Origin of the sequence: Synechococcus sp. A18-25c (assembly GCF_014280035.1) — a bacterium.
GTDB lineage: Bacteria > Cyanobacteriota > Cyanobacteriia > PCC-6307 > Cyanobiaceae > Synechococcus_C.
This window is the reverse complement of the sequence record NZ_CP047957.1, coordinates 1,949,712-1,966,661: the sequence shown is the minus strand read 5'-3', so window position 1 is coordinate 1,966,661 and position 16,950 is coordinate 1,949,712. Positions and strand designations below refer to the sequence as shown.

22 protein-coding genes and 2 tRNA genes are annotated in these 16,950 nt (G+C 60.3%); 7 read left to right on the top strand and 17 right to left on the bottom strand.

Annotated features, from left to right (window positions below):
* The first annotated feature begins 3 nt into the window (after positions 1–3).
* Positions 4–1,320 (top strand): FAD-binding oxidoreductase, encoded by a 1,317-nt coding sequence (locus tag SynA1825c_RS10875; protein WP_255478368.1) that lies wholly within the window; start codon positions 4–6, stop codon positions 1,318–1,320.
* Here the strand turns inward: SynA1825c_RS10875 and SynA1825c_RS10870 are convergent.
* The 3 genes from SynA1825c_RS10870 to SynA1825c_RS10860 all read right to left on the bottom strand — a co-directional run bounded on the left by SynA1825c_RS10870 (position 1,310) and on the right by SynA1825c_RS10860 (position 4,278).
* Positions 1,310–1,852 (bottom strand): pentapeptide repeat-containing protein, encoded by a 543-nt coding sequence (locus SynA1825c_RS10870; RefSeq protein WP_255478367.1) that lies wholly within the window; start codon positions 1,850–1,852, stop codon positions 1,310–1,312. The two genes, SynA1825c_RS10875 and SynA1825c_RS10870, sit on opposite strands and share 11 nt — an antisense overlap.
* 5 nt (positions 1,853–1,857) lie before the next feature.
* Complete coding sequence (locus SynA1825c_RS10865) at positions 1,858–3,027, bottom strand: folylpolyglutamate synthase/dihydrofolate synthase family protein (protein WP_186471179.1); 1,170 nt, start codon at positions 3,025–3,027, stop codon at positions 1,858–1,860.
* A 69-nt stretch (positions 3,028–3,096) separates the two neighbouring features.
* Positions 3,097–4,278: an aspartate aminotransferase family protein gene (locus tag SynA1825c_RS10860; protein ID WP_186471178.1), complete on the bottom strand. Its 1,182-nt coding sequence runs from the start codon at positions 4,276–4,278 to the stop codon at positions 3,097–3,099.
* Positions 4,279–4,538: 260 nt separating this feature from the next.
* Between SynA1825c_RS10860 and SynA1825c_RS10855 the strand changes: the two genes are divergently transcribed.
* Positions 4,539–4,682, top strand: a complete 144-nt coding sequence (locus SynA1825c_RS10855) for a hypothetical protein (protein WP_186469305.1) — start codon at positions 4,539–4,541, stop codon at positions 4,680–4,682.
* A 60-nt stretch (positions 4,683–4,742) separates the two neighbouring features.
* On the opposite strand, the gene SynA1825c_RS10850 is transcribed toward SynA1825c_RS10855, so the two are convergent.
* From SynA1825c_RS10850 to murA, 3 genes are all read right to left on the bottom strand, one after another.
* Complete coding sequence (locus SynA1825c_RS10850) at positions 4,743–5,228, bottom strand: hypothetical protein (protein ID WP_186469304.1); 486 nt, start codon at positions 5,226–5,228, stop codon at positions 4,743–4,745.
* A gap of 451 nt (positions 5,229–5,679) precedes the next feature.
* A tRNA-Leu gene (locus SynA1825c_RS10845) sits at positions 5,680–5,761 on the bottom strand.
* A 222-nt stretch (positions 5,762–5,983) separates the two neighbouring features.
* Positions 5,984–7,276, bottom strand: coding sequence for a UDP-N-acetylglucosamine 1-carboxyvinyltransferase (gene murA / locus SynA1825c_RS10840; protein WP_186469303.1), 1,293 nt, complete (start codon positions 7,274–7,276; stop codon positions 5,984–5,986).
* A gap of 146 nt (positions 7,277–7,422) precedes the next feature.
* Between murA and SynA1825c_RS10835 the strand changes: the two genes are divergently transcribed.
* From SynA1825c_RS10835 to trpC, 5 genes are all read left to right on the top strand, one after another.
* Positions 7,423–7,506, top strand: a tRNA-Leu gene (locus SynA1825c_RS10835).
* A gap of 34 nt (positions 7,507–7,540) precedes the next feature.
* A complete protein-coding gene (locus SynA1825c_RS10830) occupies positions 7,541–7,789 on the top strand; it encodes a hypothetical protein (protein ID WP_186471177.1) in 249 nt (82 codons plus the stop codon).
* A 1-nt stretch (position 7,790) separates the two neighbouring features.
* A complete protein-coding gene (locus tag SynA1825c_RS10825; protein WP_370593747.1) occupies positions 7,791–8,666 on the top strand; it encodes a TrmH family RNA methyltransferase in 876 nt (291 codons plus the stop codon).
* On the top strand, positions 8,663–10,111 hold the full coding sequence (gene lpdA, locus SynA1825c_RS10820) for a dihydrolipoyl dehydrogenase (protein WP_186469302.1): 1,449 nt from the start codon (positions 8,663–8,665) through the stop codon (positions 10,109–10,111). Before SynA1825c_RS10825 ends, lpdA begins: the two co-directional genes overlap by 4 nt.
* A gap of 24 nt (positions 10,112–10,135) precedes the next feature.
* The gene (trpC, locus tag SynA1825c_RS10815) at positions 10,136–11,020 is read left to right on the top strand and encodes an indole-3-glycerol phosphate synthase TrpC (protein WP_186469301.1); all 885 of its coding nucleotides are present in this window, start codon (positions 10,136–10,138) and stop codon (positions 11,018–11,020) included.
* Here trpC and SynA1825c_RS10810 read toward each other — a convergent pair.
* Genes SynA1825c_RS10810 through SynA1825c_RS10760 form a run of 11 tightly spaced genes read right to left on the bottom strand, consistent with a single transcriptional unit; the run spans position 11,017 to position 16,920 of the window.
* Positions 11,017–11,700, bottom strand: a complete 684-nt coding sequence (locus SynA1825c_RS10810) for an MnhB domain-containing protein (RefSeq protein WP_186469300.1) — start codon at positions 11,698–11,700, stop codon at positions 11,017–11,019. The two genes, trpC and SynA1825c_RS10810, sit on opposite strands and share 4 nt — an antisense overlap.
* Positions 11,697–12,203 (bottom strand): hydrogenase subunit MbhD domain-containing protein, encoded by a 507-nt coding sequence (locus SynA1825c_RS10805; RefSeq protein WP_186469299.1) that lies wholly within the window; start codon positions 12,201–12,203, stop codon positions 11,697–11,699. The genes SynA1825c_RS10810 and SynA1825c_RS10805 overlap by 4 nt, the downstream gene beginning before the upstream one ends.
* A complete protein-coding gene (locus SynA1825c_RS10800) occupies positions 12,200–12,535 on the bottom strand; it encodes a monovalent cation/H(+) antiporter subunit G (protein WP_186469298.1) in 336 nt (111 codons plus the stop codon). Before SynA1825c_RS10800 ends, SynA1825c_RS10805 begins: the two co-directional genes overlap by 4 nt.
* Positions 12,532–12,786, bottom strand: a complete 255-nt coding sequence (locus tag SynA1825c_RS10795; RefSeq protein WP_186469297.1) for a hypothetical protein — start codon at positions 12,784–12,786, stop codon at positions 12,532–12,534. The genes SynA1825c_RS10800 and SynA1825c_RS10795 overlap by 4 nt, the downstream gene beginning before the upstream one ends.
* Positions 12,783–13,178: a hypothetical protein gene (locus SynA1825c_RS10790; protein WP_186469296.1), complete on the bottom strand. Its 396-nt coding sequence runs from the start codon at positions 13,176–13,178 to the stop codon at positions 12,783–12,785. The genes SynA1825c_RS10795 and SynA1825c_RS10790 overlap by 4 nt, the downstream gene beginning before the upstream one ends.
* Complete coding sequence (locus SynA1825c_RS10785) at positions 13,175–14,665, bottom strand: proton-conducting transporter membrane subunit (protein WP_186469295.1); 1,491 nt, start codon at positions 14,663–14,665, stop codon at positions 13,175–13,177. The genes SynA1825c_RS10790 and SynA1825c_RS10785 overlap by 4 nt, the downstream gene beginning before the upstream one ends.
* Positions 14,662–15,024, bottom strand: coding sequence for a cation:proton antiporter subunit C (locus SynA1825c_RS10780; RefSeq protein WP_186469294.1), 363 nt, complete (start codon positions 15,022–15,024; stop codon positions 14,662–14,664). The genes SynA1825c_RS10785 and SynA1825c_RS10780 overlap by 4 nt, the downstream gene beginning before the upstream one ends.
* A gap of 40 nt (positions 15,025–15,064) precedes the next feature.
* On the bottom strand, positions 15,065–15,475 hold the full coding sequence (gene sodX / locus SynA1825c_RS10775; protein WP_186469293.1) for a nickel-type superoxide dismutase maturation protease: 411 nt from the start codon (positions 15,473–15,475) through the stop codon (positions 15,065–15,067).
* Positions 15,430–15,903: a superoxide dismutase, Ni gene (sodN, locus tag SynA1825c_RS10770; protein WP_186469292.1), complete on the bottom strand. Its 474-nt coding sequence runs from the start codon at positions 15,901–15,903 to the stop codon at positions 15,430–15,432. The genes sodX and sodN overlap by 46 nt, the downstream gene beginning before the upstream one ends.
* A 43-nt stretch (positions 15,904–15,946) precedes the next feature.
* Complete coding sequence (locus SynA1825c_RS10765; RefSeq protein ID WP_186469291.1) at positions 15,947–16,555, bottom strand: FKBP-type peptidyl-prolyl cis-trans isomerase; 609 nt, start codon at positions 16,553–16,555, stop codon at positions 15,947–15,949.
* A gap of 35 nt (positions 16,556–16,590) precedes the next feature.
* On the bottom strand, positions 16,591–16,920 hold the full coding sequence (locus tag SynA1825c_RS10760) for a phasin family protein (RefSeq protein ID WP_186469290.1): 330 nt from the start codon (positions 16,918–16,920) through the stop codon (positions 16,591–16,593).
* Positions 16,921–16,950: the final 30 nt, after the last annotated feature.

The window sequence follows — 16,950 nt, the reverse complement described above, 5'->3', positions numbered from 1 at the left end:
GCCATGCGAAGCGAGCTGACCGCCATCTCTGGTCTGAGCGTGCTGACTGAGCCGGATGACCTGGAGCGTTATTCCCGCGATGCCTACGACTATTCGCCGGTGCTGCGGGAGCGATTGGCGGATTGTCGGGCCGATGTGGTGGTGCGCCCTGACAGCGTCGATGCGGTGGTGCAGGTCGCGGGGCTCTGCCGGCGCAATGGCGTGCCGCTCACGCTGCGTGGTTCGGGCACTGGCAATTACGGCCAGTGTGTTCCGCTCGAGGCCGGTGTGGTGATGCTGATGAGCCATCTCCGGTCCGTGCGTGCCATCGACCCGGTCACAGGCGACGTCACGGTGGAGTGCGGTTGTCTGCTGAAGGATCTGAACCGCGAGCTTGTGGCCCAGGGGCGTCAGCTGCGGTTGATGCCGAGCACTTGGCGCAGCGCCACGATCGGTGGATTCATCGCTGGCGGCTCCGGTGGCATTGGTTCTGTTCGCTGGGGATTTCTCCGCGATCCCGGGCACTTGCTCGGGCTGGAGGTGGTGACCCTGGAGCGGGAGCCCCGGGTGCTTCAACTCGAGGCCTCCGAAGCTGAAGCTCTCAACCATGCCTACGGCACCAACGGCATCCTGACGGCTCTCACGTTGGCCACTGCTCCGAGCATTGCTTGGCAGGAACTGGTGGTCGACTGCCCTGATTGGTCCACGGCCGTGGAGCTGGCGCGCCGTTGCTGTGCAGCGGCTATTGACCTGCACCTGTGCACGGTGTTGGAGGCAGCGGTGGTGGAGCAGCTGCCCCAGTGGGATCTGCCGGTGTCAGCGAAAGATCGTTTGTTGCTGCTTGTGGCGCCTGATGCGGTCAGCACTGTGCACCGATTGGCGACAGCAGCAGGAGCCGTCGTCACCCACCTGGGCTCCGAGGCCGATCGGCACGGCAATGGTTTGAAGGAGCTCACCTGGAACCACACCACCTTGCATCTCCGGCAACGGGATTCCGCCTGGACCTACTTGCAGATGCTGTTGCCCCAGCCTGAGCTCGCCTTTTTGGACAGCTTGAAACAGTCCTGGGGAGACGATCTGCTGTGGCATCTGGAAGGTGTGCGTCAGCAGGGGGCCCAGCGGTTAGCGGCCCTGCCTCTGGTGCGTTGGCGAGGGGCAGAAGCGCTGGAGCGCCTGATCCAGCAATGCCGCGATCAAGGCGCGCTGATCTTCAACCCCCATGAGCTCACGGTGGAGGGCGGTGGCCTCGGAGTGATCGATGGCGATCAGGTGGCCACGAAGCACCGTTTCGATCCGGCCGGATTGCTGAATCCAGGCAAGCTTGGCGGGTTCAGCAGTTGAGGCTGTCGCGGGTCAACACCCCAGTCACCGGGTTGACACCTTCGGCTTCCTGACAGAGGCGGCGTTGATCATCGCGGTCCAGGAGGGCATCACTGAAATCAGCCCCTTCCACTTGCGCTCCGGCGAAGCTGCTGCCGGAGGCAATCACGCCCACCAGCAGGGCATCGCGCAGATCCGTCCCGGTGAAGTCGGCACGATCCATCAGGGCATCACTGAGGTCGGCGCCATGAAAATTGGCATCCGCAAAGGCCCCTTGGGTAAAAATTGCGCCCGAAAGGTTGGTGTCGCTGAAATCAGCCCCACGGCCGACGGCACCGGCGAAGGAGGTATTGGTGAGCTGCTGTCCGTGGAAGTCCACGTCGCTTTGGTTGGTCAGGGTGTAGTCGACCCGTTCCTGGAACAGGGCTCGATCTTGCAGCCCCACCCCTGCCGAGGTGTCGAGGGCGATGGCCGACACCGGCATCAACCAGAGCATCAGAGCGAATGCGGCGAGGGCCTTCAGCAGCGCGTGCATGGCATGGAGGAGCGGCATGGCCTTCACTCTGCCTGCACCAAGCCGGTTTCCATGAGCTGACCGATCAAATAAAGAGATCCGGCGATCACGGGAGCGGTGGGCGGCCATCCTTCAGCCTGCAGCTGCCGCAGGGCCTCCGCTGCATTCACCGCTGATTTCAACTGCTCGGCCTGATGCGGACAGTGCGCTTTCAGTTGCTCTGCACTCCAGCTCGTGTGACCGGGTACCGGCACGATCCAAGCCTGATCACCGGGATGCAGAAGCTGGTTGAGCATCTCTGGGGCTTGTTTGTGTGCCTGGATCGCCAGGATCCAGGTCTGTGGCGTTCTGTCGGCTGACCAGCGGCGGCGTTCCTGGTCGAGTTGCACGGCCGCTGGTGGGTTGTGGGCACCATCCACGCGCACGCGCAGTCCTTGCCAGCGCATCCACTGCAGCCTCCCTGGCCATCGGGCCGCTGCCAATCCCTCACGGATTGCCGCATCGGGGATCGCGCCTGAGTCCCTCCCCATCCATTGCAGGGCAGCGGCGGCCACAGCTGCGTTGCCTTGTTGCCAGAGGCCTGGCAGCCCCAAAGTCCAGGTGTCATCCAGCGGGTCCACCCAGTCCAGGGTTCCCGCCATGGCCTTCACCCGCTGTTCGAGCACCTCCTGTACAGCGGCCTCTTGCGGACCACTCACAACGTGAGCTCCAGGACCGATGGCCGCGGCTTTCTCGGCAGCGATGGCCTGCAGGGTGGGTCCGAGATGCTCGCGATGGTCGAGACCAATGGAGCCCACGGCGATCAAGGGCCGTTGTGGGTGGGCGGTGGTGGCATCCAGTCGACCGCCCAGCCCAGCCTCCAGCACCAGCCAGTCGGGCTGTTGTTGATCGAAATGCACGAGGGCGGCGCAGATCAGTTGTTCGAAGGGCGTCAGACGATGCTCTTCGACCACAGGCTGCAGTGATTCCAGGATCTTGCGCAGCGTTTCAATCCTGATGAGAGCGTCATCGACCCGGATGCGTTCGCACCAGCTCACGAGATGGGGTGAGGTGGTCAGGCCGGAACGAAGGCCCGCCGCCATTAGGCCGTGATGGATCAAACAGGCGATCGATCCTTTGCCATTGGTGCCCACCACCTGAACGGCGGGGATCGATCCTGCAGGGCTCTGCAGATGTTTCAGTGCCAACTGCATCCGCTCCAGGGACAGATCCATGCCCCGCAGATCAAATCGCGGCAGCAGGTCACTCAAGTCCTGCGGATGGGATGACGACGATCGCTCCACTCAGGTCACGCGGACCAGGGCTCGTTCCAGCCTGGTGAGCAGGATCTGCACTTCGCGGGAGCTGATCACCAAGGCCGGCACCATCCGAACCACCTGGGCACCAGCGGGCACCAACAGCAACTGTTCTTCCAGCGCTGCTTTCACCACATCAACGGCCTGGATGCCGCAGTCGTCTTTCAGCACGAGTCCCTGCAGAAGGCCCCAGCCACGGCTACCAGCCAGCTGATCTGGATAACGCTCGACCAGTCGGTTCAGACCGGCTCGCAATTGATCGCCGCGTTGGCGCACATTCCTGAGCAGATTGCGTCGTGCGATTTCGCTGGCCACTGTCAGCCCCGCACGACAGGCGAAGGGGTTGCCTCCGAAAGTGCTCGCATGGTCCCCGGGTTCGAACACATCCGCGTTGCTCCGCACCATGAGCGCTCCCACGGCATGGCCACCTCCTAGGCCTTTGGCCAGCGTCAGCGCGTCAGGGACCACACCGAGCTGTTCATAGCCCCAAAGCGTGCCGGTGCGACCCATGCCCACCTGCACCTCATCAAAGATCAACAGAATGTTGCGGGCATCACAGTGTCGGCGGATCGCCTTCATCACGTCAGGATCACCCGGGTTCACGCCGCCCTCACCCTGCAGAGGTTCGATCAGCACGGCAGCCACGCGTGGACCGTTCTGTTCAAGACGTTCGAGCAACTGTTCGAACTCTGTGAGGTCGTTGTAGGTGAAGAACTCGAACCCTTCGACCATGGGCTCGAAGCCCTGGTGATAGCGAGGTTGGCCTGTGGCGCTGACGGCGGCGAGTGTGCGTCCGTGGAAGCTGGCGGCCGCGGTGATAATCACCGGACGCTCGATGCCTCGCTTCTGATGACCGTGCTTGCGGGCCAGCTTGATGGCGGCCTCATTGGCTTCAGCACCGGAATTGCAGAAGAAGACGCTGTCGGCGCAGCTGTTCTTCACTAGCCAGGCTGCCAGTTGTTCTTGTTCCGGAATTTGGTACAGGTTCGAGACGTGCTGAAGCTTGCTCAACTGACCCGTCAGGGCTTTACGTATCGCACGGTTGCTGTGGCCCAGGGTGCAGGTGGCGATCCCGGCGACAGCATCCAGATGGCGCCGGCTCTGGTCATCCCAGACCCAGCATCCTTTGCCCCGGAGCAAGGCGATCGGGAAGCGGTTGTATGTGCCCATCACCGCGGCTGACGGAGTCACTGGCGAGGCATCCACCATGGATCTGTAAGGGCTGGTCCCAGAGGGGAACGAACGTGGTGCCATTCTCCCGCAGCACCCTCCCGGATGCCTTGAAATCAGTCATCCAACCTTGAAATTGAAACCCAACCATCGCTTGGTTCGTAGGTGCGGCTTCACCTCGACTTGTCAGGAATTCACCAATTGCTTGCAATGCAGCTTCGGCGCGGTTTCATGGCACCAATACAGTTGCCTGCGCTGGCATGTCCGAGCTTCTTAAGCGTCAGATTGAGCGACTCGAGACAGATATCGATCTCTCAACGGATTGGCTTGAAATCCGTTACTTGATGTCTGAATTGGATCAGTTGAAAGCGTTGTACGAAGAGTCTGGCGCTGAGGCTGCCTAGCGCATCTTGGACAACGCCGACGCCTCGTCTGAGACGCGTCTGTGGATTATTGAGCTCGCACTAGGCCTCCTTTTGCACCATCTCCGATCCTCCCAAGGACCGACCTGCGGACGCTAAGTCGTACATCTCTTGATGGATGTTGGGTGATTCCTGAGTGAACCAGTCGGTGTAGCGCGGCATCTGGATCACTTTTTTCCCAAAATTCAGGATTTGGTACTCAAGGGAGATGAAGTCAGCGCCGAACCGATAGCCAAGGTCCACCAGGATCTTGCCGGTTTCCGCTGGGAGGTTAATCGAGGCTTCCGTCTGATTGGATCGCACCTCGATTGTTTTGGAGGCGATGGACTGATCCCCTGAGATGTCCCGAATTCTGATAAAGAGTGTGGAGCCAAACTCTCGGTCGATCATTGCTCTCGTTTCTGATCTGAGCTGCCACTGGCAGCGCAGGGCTCCAGATGTTTGTTTGGTCGCAAAAAACGAATTATCTCCGATTTTTGGATCGGCCGACCTCTTTTTTTTATTTGCTATTCCAAGGATTGAAAGCAACCACTTCATATAATTAATTCTCTTTGGTGGTGAATAGGCTTTCTAACCTGTGATCGAATGTTTTCCGAAGGCTTCGCATTGATGCTTAACGCTTGATGCTTTTACGGTCGTAACTCAATCACCAAACCATGGCAAGCTTCAGGATTGCCGTGACGGATGACACCATCCTCCCGTTTGCAGGTGCCTGATTCGCGCCATGGCGGTTCGTCGCCGTTTGTTCAGCATTCGACCTGAGCTTCTGGGAGATGGATGCTGTTGCGAGTCTTCTTGCCCTTTGCCGCCAATGGCTGGGACGATCATTCGATCTTGAAGGCAAGCCATCGATCGGCGACGTTGGCTGAACGTTGCTTGACCACCATCCCCGTTGGAGGGTGTTGCGCATCACCCCAGTGCTGACGCTGAGGAATTCACGCGACAGCTTGATCAGTCAAGCTCTGCATGGTGGCTTCAATACAGGCGGTCGGACTTGAACCGACAAGAGTTGCCCCGGCGCATTTTGAGTGCGCTGCGTCTACCAATTCCGCCACGCCTGCACGTGGTTTGGATGGATGCTACACGCTGGCAGCCCGTCATCAACACGGCACGGATTGTTCGCCAAGTGGTGTGTCTTCCGTGGCATTTGCCCGCCGAATTCCTTCACTTCGATTGCAGAACTCACCGTCGATGCATCGATCCATCCCGATGCAACCTGAGCGGGTGCTCATGCGATCTTCAACCCTGTCTTTTTGCCGATTGACGACCCTTCCGGCTCAGCATTAGCAGCGCTCAAGTCGTGCGCCGCTTCCTTTGAGCTTGGCCTCGATTCCGGCATAGCCCCGATCCAGGTGATTGAGGCCGCTCACTTGTGTTTTGCCCTGAGCCACAAGGCCCGCCAGCACCATTGCCGCTGAGGCTCTCAAGTCGGTTCCTTTCACCGGTGCTCCGCTTAGGCAGGGCACACCCTCCACCACGGCGCTGTTGCCTTGAACGCGGATCGCTGCGCCCATGCGCTGGAGTTCCGCCACATGCTGCATGCGGTTTTCGTAGATCTTTTCGGTGATCACGCTGGTGCCTTTCGCGGTGGCCAGCAGAGCCATGAACGGTGCCTGGAGATCGGTAGGGAAGCCAGGGAAGGGTTGTGTAGTGATGTCAATGCCCTGGATTTCACCAGGAGTGATCACGATGCCGTCGCCGTCGAACTCCAGCTTGCAACCGCAATCTTTCAGCTTCTGCAGCACAGCGCTGAGATGGTCGGGAATCACCGGCGCGACCCGCAGGGCGGAGCGGGTGATGGCTGCTGCCAATAGAAATGTTCCGGCCTCGATTCGGTCAGGAATCACCGTGTAGTCGCAACCCTGCAAGCGTTCGACACCTTGGATCGTGATCGTCGGACCGCCGGCGCCGCTGATGCAGGCGCCCATGGCGTTGAGCAGATTGGCTAGGTCTTGAACCTCAGGCTCCTGCGCGGCGTTTTCGATCACGCTGGTGCCATCGGCCAGCGTGGCGGCCATCAGGATGGTTTCGGTGGCGCCGACGCTCGGGCAGTCCAGAACAATCGAATTGCCTTTTAAGCGTTGGCTCTTACCGGGAACAGCGGCCGTGACCACCCCATGTTCAACGGTCACCATGGCTCCGAGTGCCTTGAGGCCTCGGATGTGCTCCACCACAGGACGCGCTCCGATGCGGCAGCCACCTGGCAGGGGGACCTTGGCGTGGCCTAAGCGAGCCAAGATGGAGCCGATGGCGAAGAAGCTGGCACGGAGGCCGTTCACCAGCTCGTAGGGCGGCTCTGCACTGGTCAGGGTGGCGGCGTGAAGTCGCACCGTTTCATGGCTGCGCTCGACGGCCACGCCCATCGACATCAGGATTTTCGCCATCCCATCGATGTCAGTGAGCGGCGGCACGTTGTGCAGCGTCAGGGGCTCATCGGTGAGCAGAGCCGCTGTCATCAGCACCAAGGCGGAATTCTTGGCTCCACTGACGCGCAATTCACCCTCTAGTCGGTGCCCTCCATCGATCTCAAGGTGCGGCTTGAGAATGTCTTGAGACGCGGGAGCCGCGACTGTCATTCCTTGGGATTTCTGGAGGAACGCCCATCTTGGCCAGAAGGTCTGAGACCGTCTAGACGGCCGGCCCTCAAAGTGGCTTTTGGGCTGGAGCCAGAGCAGCGTGGCGATGTCGTATGTTTCACAGGTCGCTTGGTCGACGCACGCCAGCGGATGTGGCGGAATTGGTAGACGCGCTAGTTTCAGGTACTAGTGGCAGCAATGTCGTGGGAGTTCAAGTCTCCCCATCCGCACTATCTTGTTGGAGTCAATCTCCGACAACCGGCCATGATTGTTTTGAAGATCTCCAACTCATCGGAGGTGGTGGCTTCCAAGGTCGGAAAGTTTCTGGAATTTCTCACGCCCGACAACATCGACCAGTCGGCTGTTGAAGATCAGGTGATCAAAAAGTTGGTTGAGAATCTCGCAGCCGAAGGAATTAAAGGCGAGATCGCTGCTGTGAATGGCATGGATATTGAAGGCAAAGAGCTGAGCCTTCATGAAGGGTTGAAAGTGCGGAAACACGCCAGCTTTTGAGGTGAGCCCCTTGGCGGAACAGGCGGCTGATCTGATCTCCAGTCGTCGCAATCCGTTGATCCGGCGTCTGCGAATGCTGTCTTCGCCGTCTGGCCGACAGCAGGACGGTCATCTGTTGCTCGAAGGCACCCACCAACTCCAAGAACTGATGGCTCTGAAGGACCAGCTCCCAGAGCCAGTTCAGGTGTTCGCTACGACGGATTGGCTCGACGCCCATACGGCCTTTCTGCAGCGACTGTCGGGTTTTATTCGTGTGCAACCGATGTCGGACGTTGCCCTGAAGGCGGCCTTGTCCACGGTGAATCCGGACGGTGTGGCCTGTCTTCTCCCTCTCGAGCGGTTGCCAACGCCTGGGTCAACACCATCGTTTGTGTTGGCGCTTGATCGTGTTCAGGACCCCGGCAATCTGGGCACTTTGCTGCGCACTGCCCTTGGGGCTGATGTGGAGCAGGTGTGGCTGGCGGCGGGTGCTGACCCGCTTGCTCCGAAAGTGCTGCGTTCAGCGGTCGGCGCTGTGCTGCGTGTGCCCTTCCGACGCTTCGGGCCCACCCACGATGTCGGCGTGGAACAACTCGCCTTGCAACTCCGTCAGGCCCGAAAGCGAGGCCTTCAGGTAGTGGGCACCCTGGTGCCCGACGCTGCAGCCGAGTGTTCTGTCATCCCTTATTGGGAACTGGATTGGTGCCAACCCACGGTGTTGGTGCTCGGCAATGAAGGATCAGGCCTGCATCCATTGCTCCAAGCCTGTTGCAGCCATGGTGTGACCCTGCCCCATAGCCCTCGGTTGGAGTCGTTGAATGTGGCAGCTGCAGCGGTTCCTCTCCTTCTGGAACGTCGACGGGCGACAATGACCGCTTCCACGCAACACTCCGGGTGAGCGACGCCAGTTTCGACTTCGATGTGATCGTGATCGGTGCCGGCTACGGCGGTTTCGATGCGGCCAAACACGCCGCTGAACATGGTCTGAAAGTTGCGATCATCGAATCCCGAGACATGGGCGGGACCTGCGTCAATCGCGGCTGTGTTCCCTCCAAAGCGTTGCTGGCGGCGTCCGGCCGGGTTCGTGAGCTTGCCGATGCTGAGCATCTGTCCAGTTTCGGTATTCATGCAGCGCCGGTCCGGTTTGAGCGCCAGAAGATCGCGGACCATGCCAATGATCTGGTGGCCACGATCCGCAGCAACCTCACCAAGACCCTCGAACGGGCCGGTGTCACCATCATTCGCGGCAAGGGACGGCTGGCGGGCCCTCAACAGGTGGGTGTCCGTGAGGTCAGTGGAGTGGATCGGGTGCTCACAGCCCGTGATGTGATTCTGGCAACGGGGTCTGATCCCTTTGTGCCCCCTGGGATTGAAACCGACGGTCGCAGTGTGTTCACCAGTGATGAGGCGGTGAATCTTGAGTGGCTGCCGCGCTGGATCGCCATCATTGGCAGCGGTTATATCGGTCTGGAATTTGCGGATGTGTACACCGCGTTGGGTTGCGAGGTGACCATGATCGAGGCCCTGGATCGGGTGATGCCCACCTTCGATCCAGACATTGCCAAACTGGCGGCTCGCAAGTTGATCGATGGGCGGGATATCGATGCCCGTTCCGGCGTGTTGGCCAAGTCGATCAAGCCTGGCGCTCCTGTCCAGATCGAGTTGGTCGACATGGAGACCCGCAACCCTGTGGAAACCTTGGAGGTGGATGCGGTGCTGGTGGCGACGGGCCGTGTTCCCAGCAGCAAGGATCTCAACCTTGAGGCATTTGGCGTTGAAACCAACCGGGGTTTCGTGCCCATTGACGACCGGATGCGTGTGCTGGCCAACGATCAGCCCGTGGACCATCTTTGGGCGGTCGGTGATGTCACTGGCAAGTTGATGCTGGCCCACACCGCTGCTGCTCAGGGCACCGTTGCCATCGACAACATCCTTGGCCACAACCGGGAGATCGACTACCGCAGCATCCCTGCGGCGACCTTCACCCACCCCGAGATCAGCTCGGTCGGTCTGAGTGAAGCGGATGCCAAGCAGGAAGCGGTCGATCAGGGCTTCGAGTTGGGTGTTGTCCGCAGCTACTTCAAGGCCAACTCCAAGGCTCTGGCCGAGCTGGAGAGCGAAGGGTTGATGAAGCTGCTGTTCAACAAGGTCACTGGTGAGGTGCTGGGAGCGCACATCTATGGGCTGCATGCCGCTGATCTGATCCAGGAGGTGTCCAACGCTGTGGCCCGCCGTCAGAGCGTGCGTCAGCTGGCTACGGAGGTTCACACCCATCCCACCCTCAGCGAAGTCGTTGAAGTGGCCTACAAGCAGGCTGCAGCTGCGCTTCTCGCCGCTGCCTGAGTTCAATTCGCGTTGCTACCAGCCATGGAGATTCGTCGTCGCCCACCCAACCCCAAGGTTCAGGTGGCTCATCTCGAATACGCGATCCCGCATGAGGACAGCGAACCGCGCAACATCCTCGAAAAGATCGTCTGGGAAAAAGACCGGGAAATCGAGACAGCCCGTCAGCGCATGCCGCTGGCGCAGCTGAAGGCCCGGGTCGCAAAGCTGCCTGCACCGCGGGATTTTCTTGGGGCCTTACGTGCGGCGCCGGTGATGCCGGCGGTGATTGCCGAGGTGAAAAAGGCCAGTCCCAGCAAAGGGGTCATCCGCGAGGATTTTGACCCAGTGGCGATTGCGCGTGCCTACGCCGCTGGTGGTGCCAGCTGCCTTTCCGTGCTCACCGACAAGACCTTTTTCCAGGGTGGGTTTGATGTGCTGATTGCTGTGCGTGAGGCCGTCGATCTGCCCCTGCTCTGCAAAGACTTCATCCTGAGCCCTCATCAGCTGTATCAGGCCCGCGCCGCCGGCGCCGATGCTGCACTGCTGATTGCGGCGATCCTCTCGGATCAGGATCTGGCTTACCTGCGCAAAGTGGCCAAGACGCTCGGTCTCACGGTGCTGGTGGAAGTGCACGACGAGCAGGAGCTGGAGCGGGTGCTGACCATCGGAGAATTCCCCCTGATTGGTATCAACAATCGGGATCTCACCAGTTTTGAGACGGATCTGGCCACCACCGAGCGGTTGATGGAGCGTTTTGGTGAGCGACTGCGTCAGCAAGGTGCCCTGCTGGTCAGCGAGTCAGGTCTGTTTGCGCGACCTGATCTGGATCGGGTGCAGCAAGCCGGGTCCGGAGCGGTGCTGGTGGGGGAGGCGCTGATGCGTCAGCCGGATGTTGAGGCGGGTTTGCGCCAGTTGGTTCAGGGTTAATGGAGTTGATTGGTGCTTAAAAAGCGCTGAATCATTCCCCAGGACCCCAGGGTCACCTTCATCCCGACGAGGATGTTGAGGATGGGGAGCAACCCTCCACTAAGCACAGCTCCGTAATCGCCGGTCGGCAGATTGATGCCCTCCAGAAGGAGCAAGCTGAGCACGATGAACAGCAGCACAGCGCTCTCTTCAAGCACTTCGGCCCGCATGGATCGATAAGCCCGCATCGCCTCTGCGGAGCCACCGAAGAGAAGCACCAGCGCCAGAGCTGTTCCGCCGGCCACCCCTGCTGCAAATCCACCACCCGGACTCAGGTGTCCTCGCACAGCCAGTTCAACGGCGATCAACGTATTGAGAACGGTGGCGATGCGAAACAACATCACCACTGCTTCATCATCGGCGGGTTTCAGTTGTTCGCTGGCGACTTCGTCGTGAAGCAGCTGGTGAACACCCATTGAGGCCAGCGTGAACACGATCACTTCCCCCACCGTGTCGTAAAGCCTCAGATCGAGAACAATCGGTGTCACCACGTTGGGCACACCGAATTGATCCACCAGCGCTGTTGCTGACAGTGGACCGGGGACCACCTGGTTCATCCCTTCGACCAGCCCGCATCCGGCGTTGACCAGCGTGATCACGAAGCCCATCAGCGCCAGCAAGGGCAAGAAAAAGCGCGTCATTGGCTTGTCAGAGAAGGATCCAAAACAAGATTCATGGCCTTCGCCGTGGCGGGGTCTTGGGTCATGAGTGCGTCAAGCAGGGATCGGTGTCGCATCCGAACGCTGGGGTGCTCGTTTGCGTCGCCAATCCAGGTGGCATGCAAATCTCCCTTGTCCTTGGCAGGTGCTGTGTCGACCAGCTCGAGTTGCAGCCCCACCGTTGTGAGCAAGCGTTTGAGTTGTTCCTTCTGCTCCAGCGGCATCGGCGCCTGTGGATCCTGCAGAAGTCGGAATGTGGTGGTGTGTTTGATCGCCACCGAATACAGGAGGGTGGACAACAAGGTGCCAACGAGAGCTTCGGTGAGTGCCACATCGACGGCGCCGTAGGTGGCGAACAACAGGGAAGCAAAGCCCCCGAGAGCGCTACGCAGCACCAAGGCTTTCCAGGGGTCATCACAGCGCACCAGTGCCAGACCAATCAGGGGGATGCCCAGTAAAGGGGGCAGGACATAGGTCGGAGTCATCGGATCGCCTCCTCATGCAGAACGCCGGTTTGCGGATCCGTGGCTTGGTCTGCCGCCAGTCGGCTGAGCACAATGCTGAAGGTGGAGTTCCAGAGCACCAAGCTGATCAGGCTGAGCAGCAGCAACGGCCATTCGCGACTTCTGAGCAGCAGCAGTCCGCTCACGATCGACAGCGATCCGATCGTGTCGGCGACCGTGAGCGCGTGCAGTCGAAAAAAGATCGATCGCCGCAGCAGCAGCGGCAGCGTTCCCCAGAACCACAGCAGGATGCCAAGGCCAATCAGGCCCCATGCCAAGCTCGGCAAGACAGGGGTTGAGAGCAGGGCGTTCATGGTGCGTCTCCTGCCCAACGCGCTAAGAGCACAAGGCCAGCATCGCCACTGATCAAGGTCACCACAGCGACTAGGCCCAGCATCCAGTCGTCGCGCAGTACGGACAGCACAAGAAGAATCACTGGCAGTCGCACCGACAGACTTCCCAAGCAGGCGATCCGCGACATGCGGCAACCCGTCTGGATCAGGGCCAGCGTGGCCAGCAGTGCTGCCACTTCCATGAGGTCGAGGGCGAGCTCTGCGGCGGTCATGGCAGTTGCTCCAGATGGGTTCGCACGGACTCGCGGGTGGTTTTCAGAACGAGTGTTGTGGGCGTGAAGCAGACCATCACAAGCCAGCTAAATCTCAGCAGTGGATCGCGCCCGGCCCATGGAGGCCATGGGTCGTCCTGAACCTCGGGCCGGCTCTGCAAACCTTGGAATGGGAGTAAGAGACCTTCTTTGAGGCCTTGAACCGTTGTTGTCGGAATCATCCGGAGCATGGCGATCAGGTTGCTGCGATTGGTTTTGCGCTGGTTCAACGGCGGCATCAGCAGGGCAACTCCCAGGCCAATCAACACATTGAGAACGCTCAGGCTGGAACTGAGCAGCAGCCAGGCCGCCAGGATTGCGGCGATCTGAAGGGGGCTGGCGGATCGTTTCATGGCAGGGCGGCTCCCATTGAAAAGGTGTTGCTGATCACCGTTGCCAGCAGCAAGGTGAGTCCTGTGGCCACCACGATGGCTCTGAAACGTTCCAGGTCCGGAGGCCTCCAGCCGCGCAGTGATGGACGCACCATGCGTTCACCGATCACTGCCAGACCAAGCACCAGGGCAGTTTTCAGCAACGGTGTTCCACTCAATCCGAGGGGTTGATTCAGCACGGCAGTGAGGACGTACAAGGTTCCGCACAGCACCCAGATGCCGGTGACTGGGATGGCAGGGATGTCACGGGATCGGGTTTCCGCGAGTGCTGGTTGGCTTGACCAGCGATCCGGCAGCAGTTTCACCAGAACCAAAGCTGTGATCAGTCCGAGCCAGCCCACCACAGCGGCCACCGGTGGCGGCAATGCTTGGACCAGGGCCTCTTTGGCGCCGTAGCCAAGACTGATCGGCAGGCCGATCAGGGATAGGCCTGCCAGCAGCATCGGCCAACCGATTCGGCCTGGGATGTTCTGTTGTTGCAGGGATCGAATCGAGCGCGTCGGCAGTCCCCCGACCCCAAGAAACAGCGCGGCTTTCCCGAGACCATGGGCCAGGGCATACAGGCCGGCCGCCGTAGGAACCAGAAGCGCGAAACCCATCTGCGACACCGTGCTCCAGGCCAGCAGGCGTTTGATGTCGTCTTGCACCAAGGCCCCGACCCCGCCAATCACCACGCTCAACAGGCCAAAAATCAGCATCAGTTGCGCTGCCTGCGCGTTGATGAGGCCTAATTGGCTGAGGGGGGCGATGCCAGCGGTCACCACACTTCCAGAGAGCAGCGCTGACATATCGGCTGAAATGGCCGCATGGGTTTTTGGCAGCCAAAACCCCGGCAGGAAGGCTTCGGATTTGATCAGTAAACCCACCACCATCATGACGATGGCGACACCAGGAGCGCCCGCGGCAGCGTTGATGGCAAAGGATCCCGAGGTGGCGTAGACGATCAGAACTCCCAAGAGGAAGAGTTGCATCGCCAGATCGCCAAGCAGCAGATAGCGAAACGCGACCCAGAGGCTGGCTCGATGCTTGAGATCCACCATCAGCAGGAAACTGACGATCGAGATCAGCTCTATTGCCACATAGATGCTGACCAGATCGGCTGCCAGATAAATCGAGTTGAGGGCCCCATGCAGCACCAGCAGCAACACCACGCGCAGGTGACGGCTGTGTTGCTGGGTTTCCTGCAAAGCGATCGCCAACAGCACCAGCGCATTCAGCAGCACAAAGGGCAGTTGCGGTGTGTCGAGCTGCAGGGTGACGGCCGGATTCACGCTGATGGTGAGTGGCAGCAGGGATGCCTGAGGCCCCAGATAACAAGCGGCGACCAACAGGCTTAGGCCTGGCATCGCGAACAACAACCCACGCCCGAGCTTGGGTAGCAGTGCGGCCAGAAAGGCCGCGATGGCTGGAAGCAACAGCCATCCCAGGATCAGGCTGGCTGCTGTCATGGCCCTGTGACTTCACGATCAAAGTCATCAACGCGCAGCAGTGGATGCTCTCGTGCCATGTGGCGGAGCAGCACCAGCGCCAGGGCTTCCACCGAGAACCCGATCACGATCGCCGTGAGAATCACCCCCTGGGGGAAGGGATCGGCGATGAAGGGTGAGACCTCGTTTTGAAGGCTGATAATCGGCGGCACCAGCCCGGTGCGTGAGGCCACCACGATGAACAGGGTGATCACCCCGGTTGCAGCCACATCGATCGAAAACAGTTTGGACAGCAGGCTCTGGCGCATCGCAAAGCCCCCCAGGCCAATCAGGCAGGTGATCAGTGCCGCTCCGATTGGAGCGACGGGTGACAGTTCCATTACCGTCTCCACTACGAGGCGATCGTATGGCAGCGCTTGATCAGGTCACGATCGCCGTGGCTACGCCGATCAGGCTTTCCACGGGCACAGGGCCGAAGTGCCGGCTGTCGGTGCTGGCCTGTGAATTATCACCGCGCAAGTCCAGCTGCTGATCGGTGCATCCAGACAGGCGTTTGGTGATGATGAGATCAGGCTTGGTGGGATGCCTGCAGACCACGATCGATCCGGTCTGGGGCAGCGCTTGACCCAGTCGATGCGGCTTCACCAGCAGTCGCTGCCCTGGGTTCAGCGCTGGCAACATCGAGGGTCCCTGCACTTCGAACAGGCGTCGTCGTCCCAAAAAAAACAGCAGCAGATCCTTAGGACCTGCTGCTGGGAGAGATGGGGCCAGCTTGAACGGTGTGGTCAGGATGCCGTCACCCAGGCGTCGTTGCGGCCTTTGGACTGCCAAAACATGCCGTGGACTTTCTCAACGGCAGTCATCAATTCCTCAGCTTTGGCCTGATCGATGTTCACCTTGCAGGCACTGCAGAGTTTGGCTGCTTTCCAGAAGGTGTCGTGGAGATCAGGGAAGGTGGCGAGGTGATCAGGCTTGAAGTAGTCGGTCCAGAGGATCATCAGCTCCTTCTTGGCCTTTGCGGCTTCCTCTTCCTTGATCGCGACATAACGCGAAAAGGTGTTGTTGTAGGTCGCCAATGCAGCAGCATCACCAGCTGCAGGAGCCTCCATGCCCTTGAGTTTCTTGGTCATGGAGAGAACGGCTTCCGCTGCAACGCGAGCGGATGCCGGGTCATAGACGCCGCAAGGGCCGTCGCAGTGGGCCTGCACTGCCTCAGCAGGCAGGGCTTGGAAGAAGTCTGAAAGTGCCGTGCGGAACATTCGGGTGGGTCATCAACTGCCGTTGCTACAGCCTAACTGGCGCTCAAGACTTGATGTCTAGGAGCTCGACGTCAAAGATCAAGGTGGCGTTGGGAGGAATCACACCACCAGCACCGCGTGCGCCGTAACCGAGGTCTGGGGGAATCACCAGCTTGCGCTTGCCTCCCACTTTCATGCCCTGGACACCTTCGTCCCAGCCTTTGATCACGCGGCCTGCCCCCAGGGGAAAGCTGAAGGGCTTGCCACGGTCGTAGCTGGCATCGAATTGGGTGCCGTCTTCGAGGGTGCCGCGGTAGTGCACCACCACGGTTTGACCGGCGGTGGCTTCAGCGCCGTCGCCAACTTCGATGTCAGTGATGCGCAGGCCGCTGGCGGTGAGTTGCGACTTTTCAGCACTCATGGGGCCGCCGAGCGCGGAGGCGTCAGCCTGGTTGGAGTCAGGAGCCATGGCGAAAAGGGTGGGATTGGTCTCTTCAGGATCCAGCTCCATCGGGCTGGAGTTGGCGGTCAGATCGGCGGTCTGAACCGCTGCTGGTTGCGCGGCGGGTGCAGGCACAGCGGCCACCACGGTGGAGGGAGCCACGATCTGGCTCACCAGGGCCACCAGCAAACAGGCAATGCAGACGGCGGAACTGATCAGGATGTCGCGCACTGAAGGTCGGTTCGTTCAGCGCAATTCTGGCAGGTTCATTCCTGACGCTCCCGTTGTCGCAGTTGCTGCTCCAGCCTGTCAATTCGGCCACGCAGTTCGTCGAGTTCCTTTTGGCTGGCCAGCCCGAGATCCTGAAGAAGATTGTCGCGGTTGCGCTCCAGGTTGCGCCCCATCTGCTGCTCCAACTCAGGGGTTTCGCCGCGCAGTGCCTTTAAGACGTCATCCACGAGGGCGGAGGCATGGGTGGCATCCAGGCGTCCGCTGCGCACCCACTCCTGGGTGACATCGCGCAAGCGATCAGCCACCAGCGTGGTGGTTCCCAGGCCGCGGAGCAGCAGCTGTTGCAAGGGATTGGCGGTCTCCATCGCGCATCGCGGTTCAGTCTCAGTTCAGGA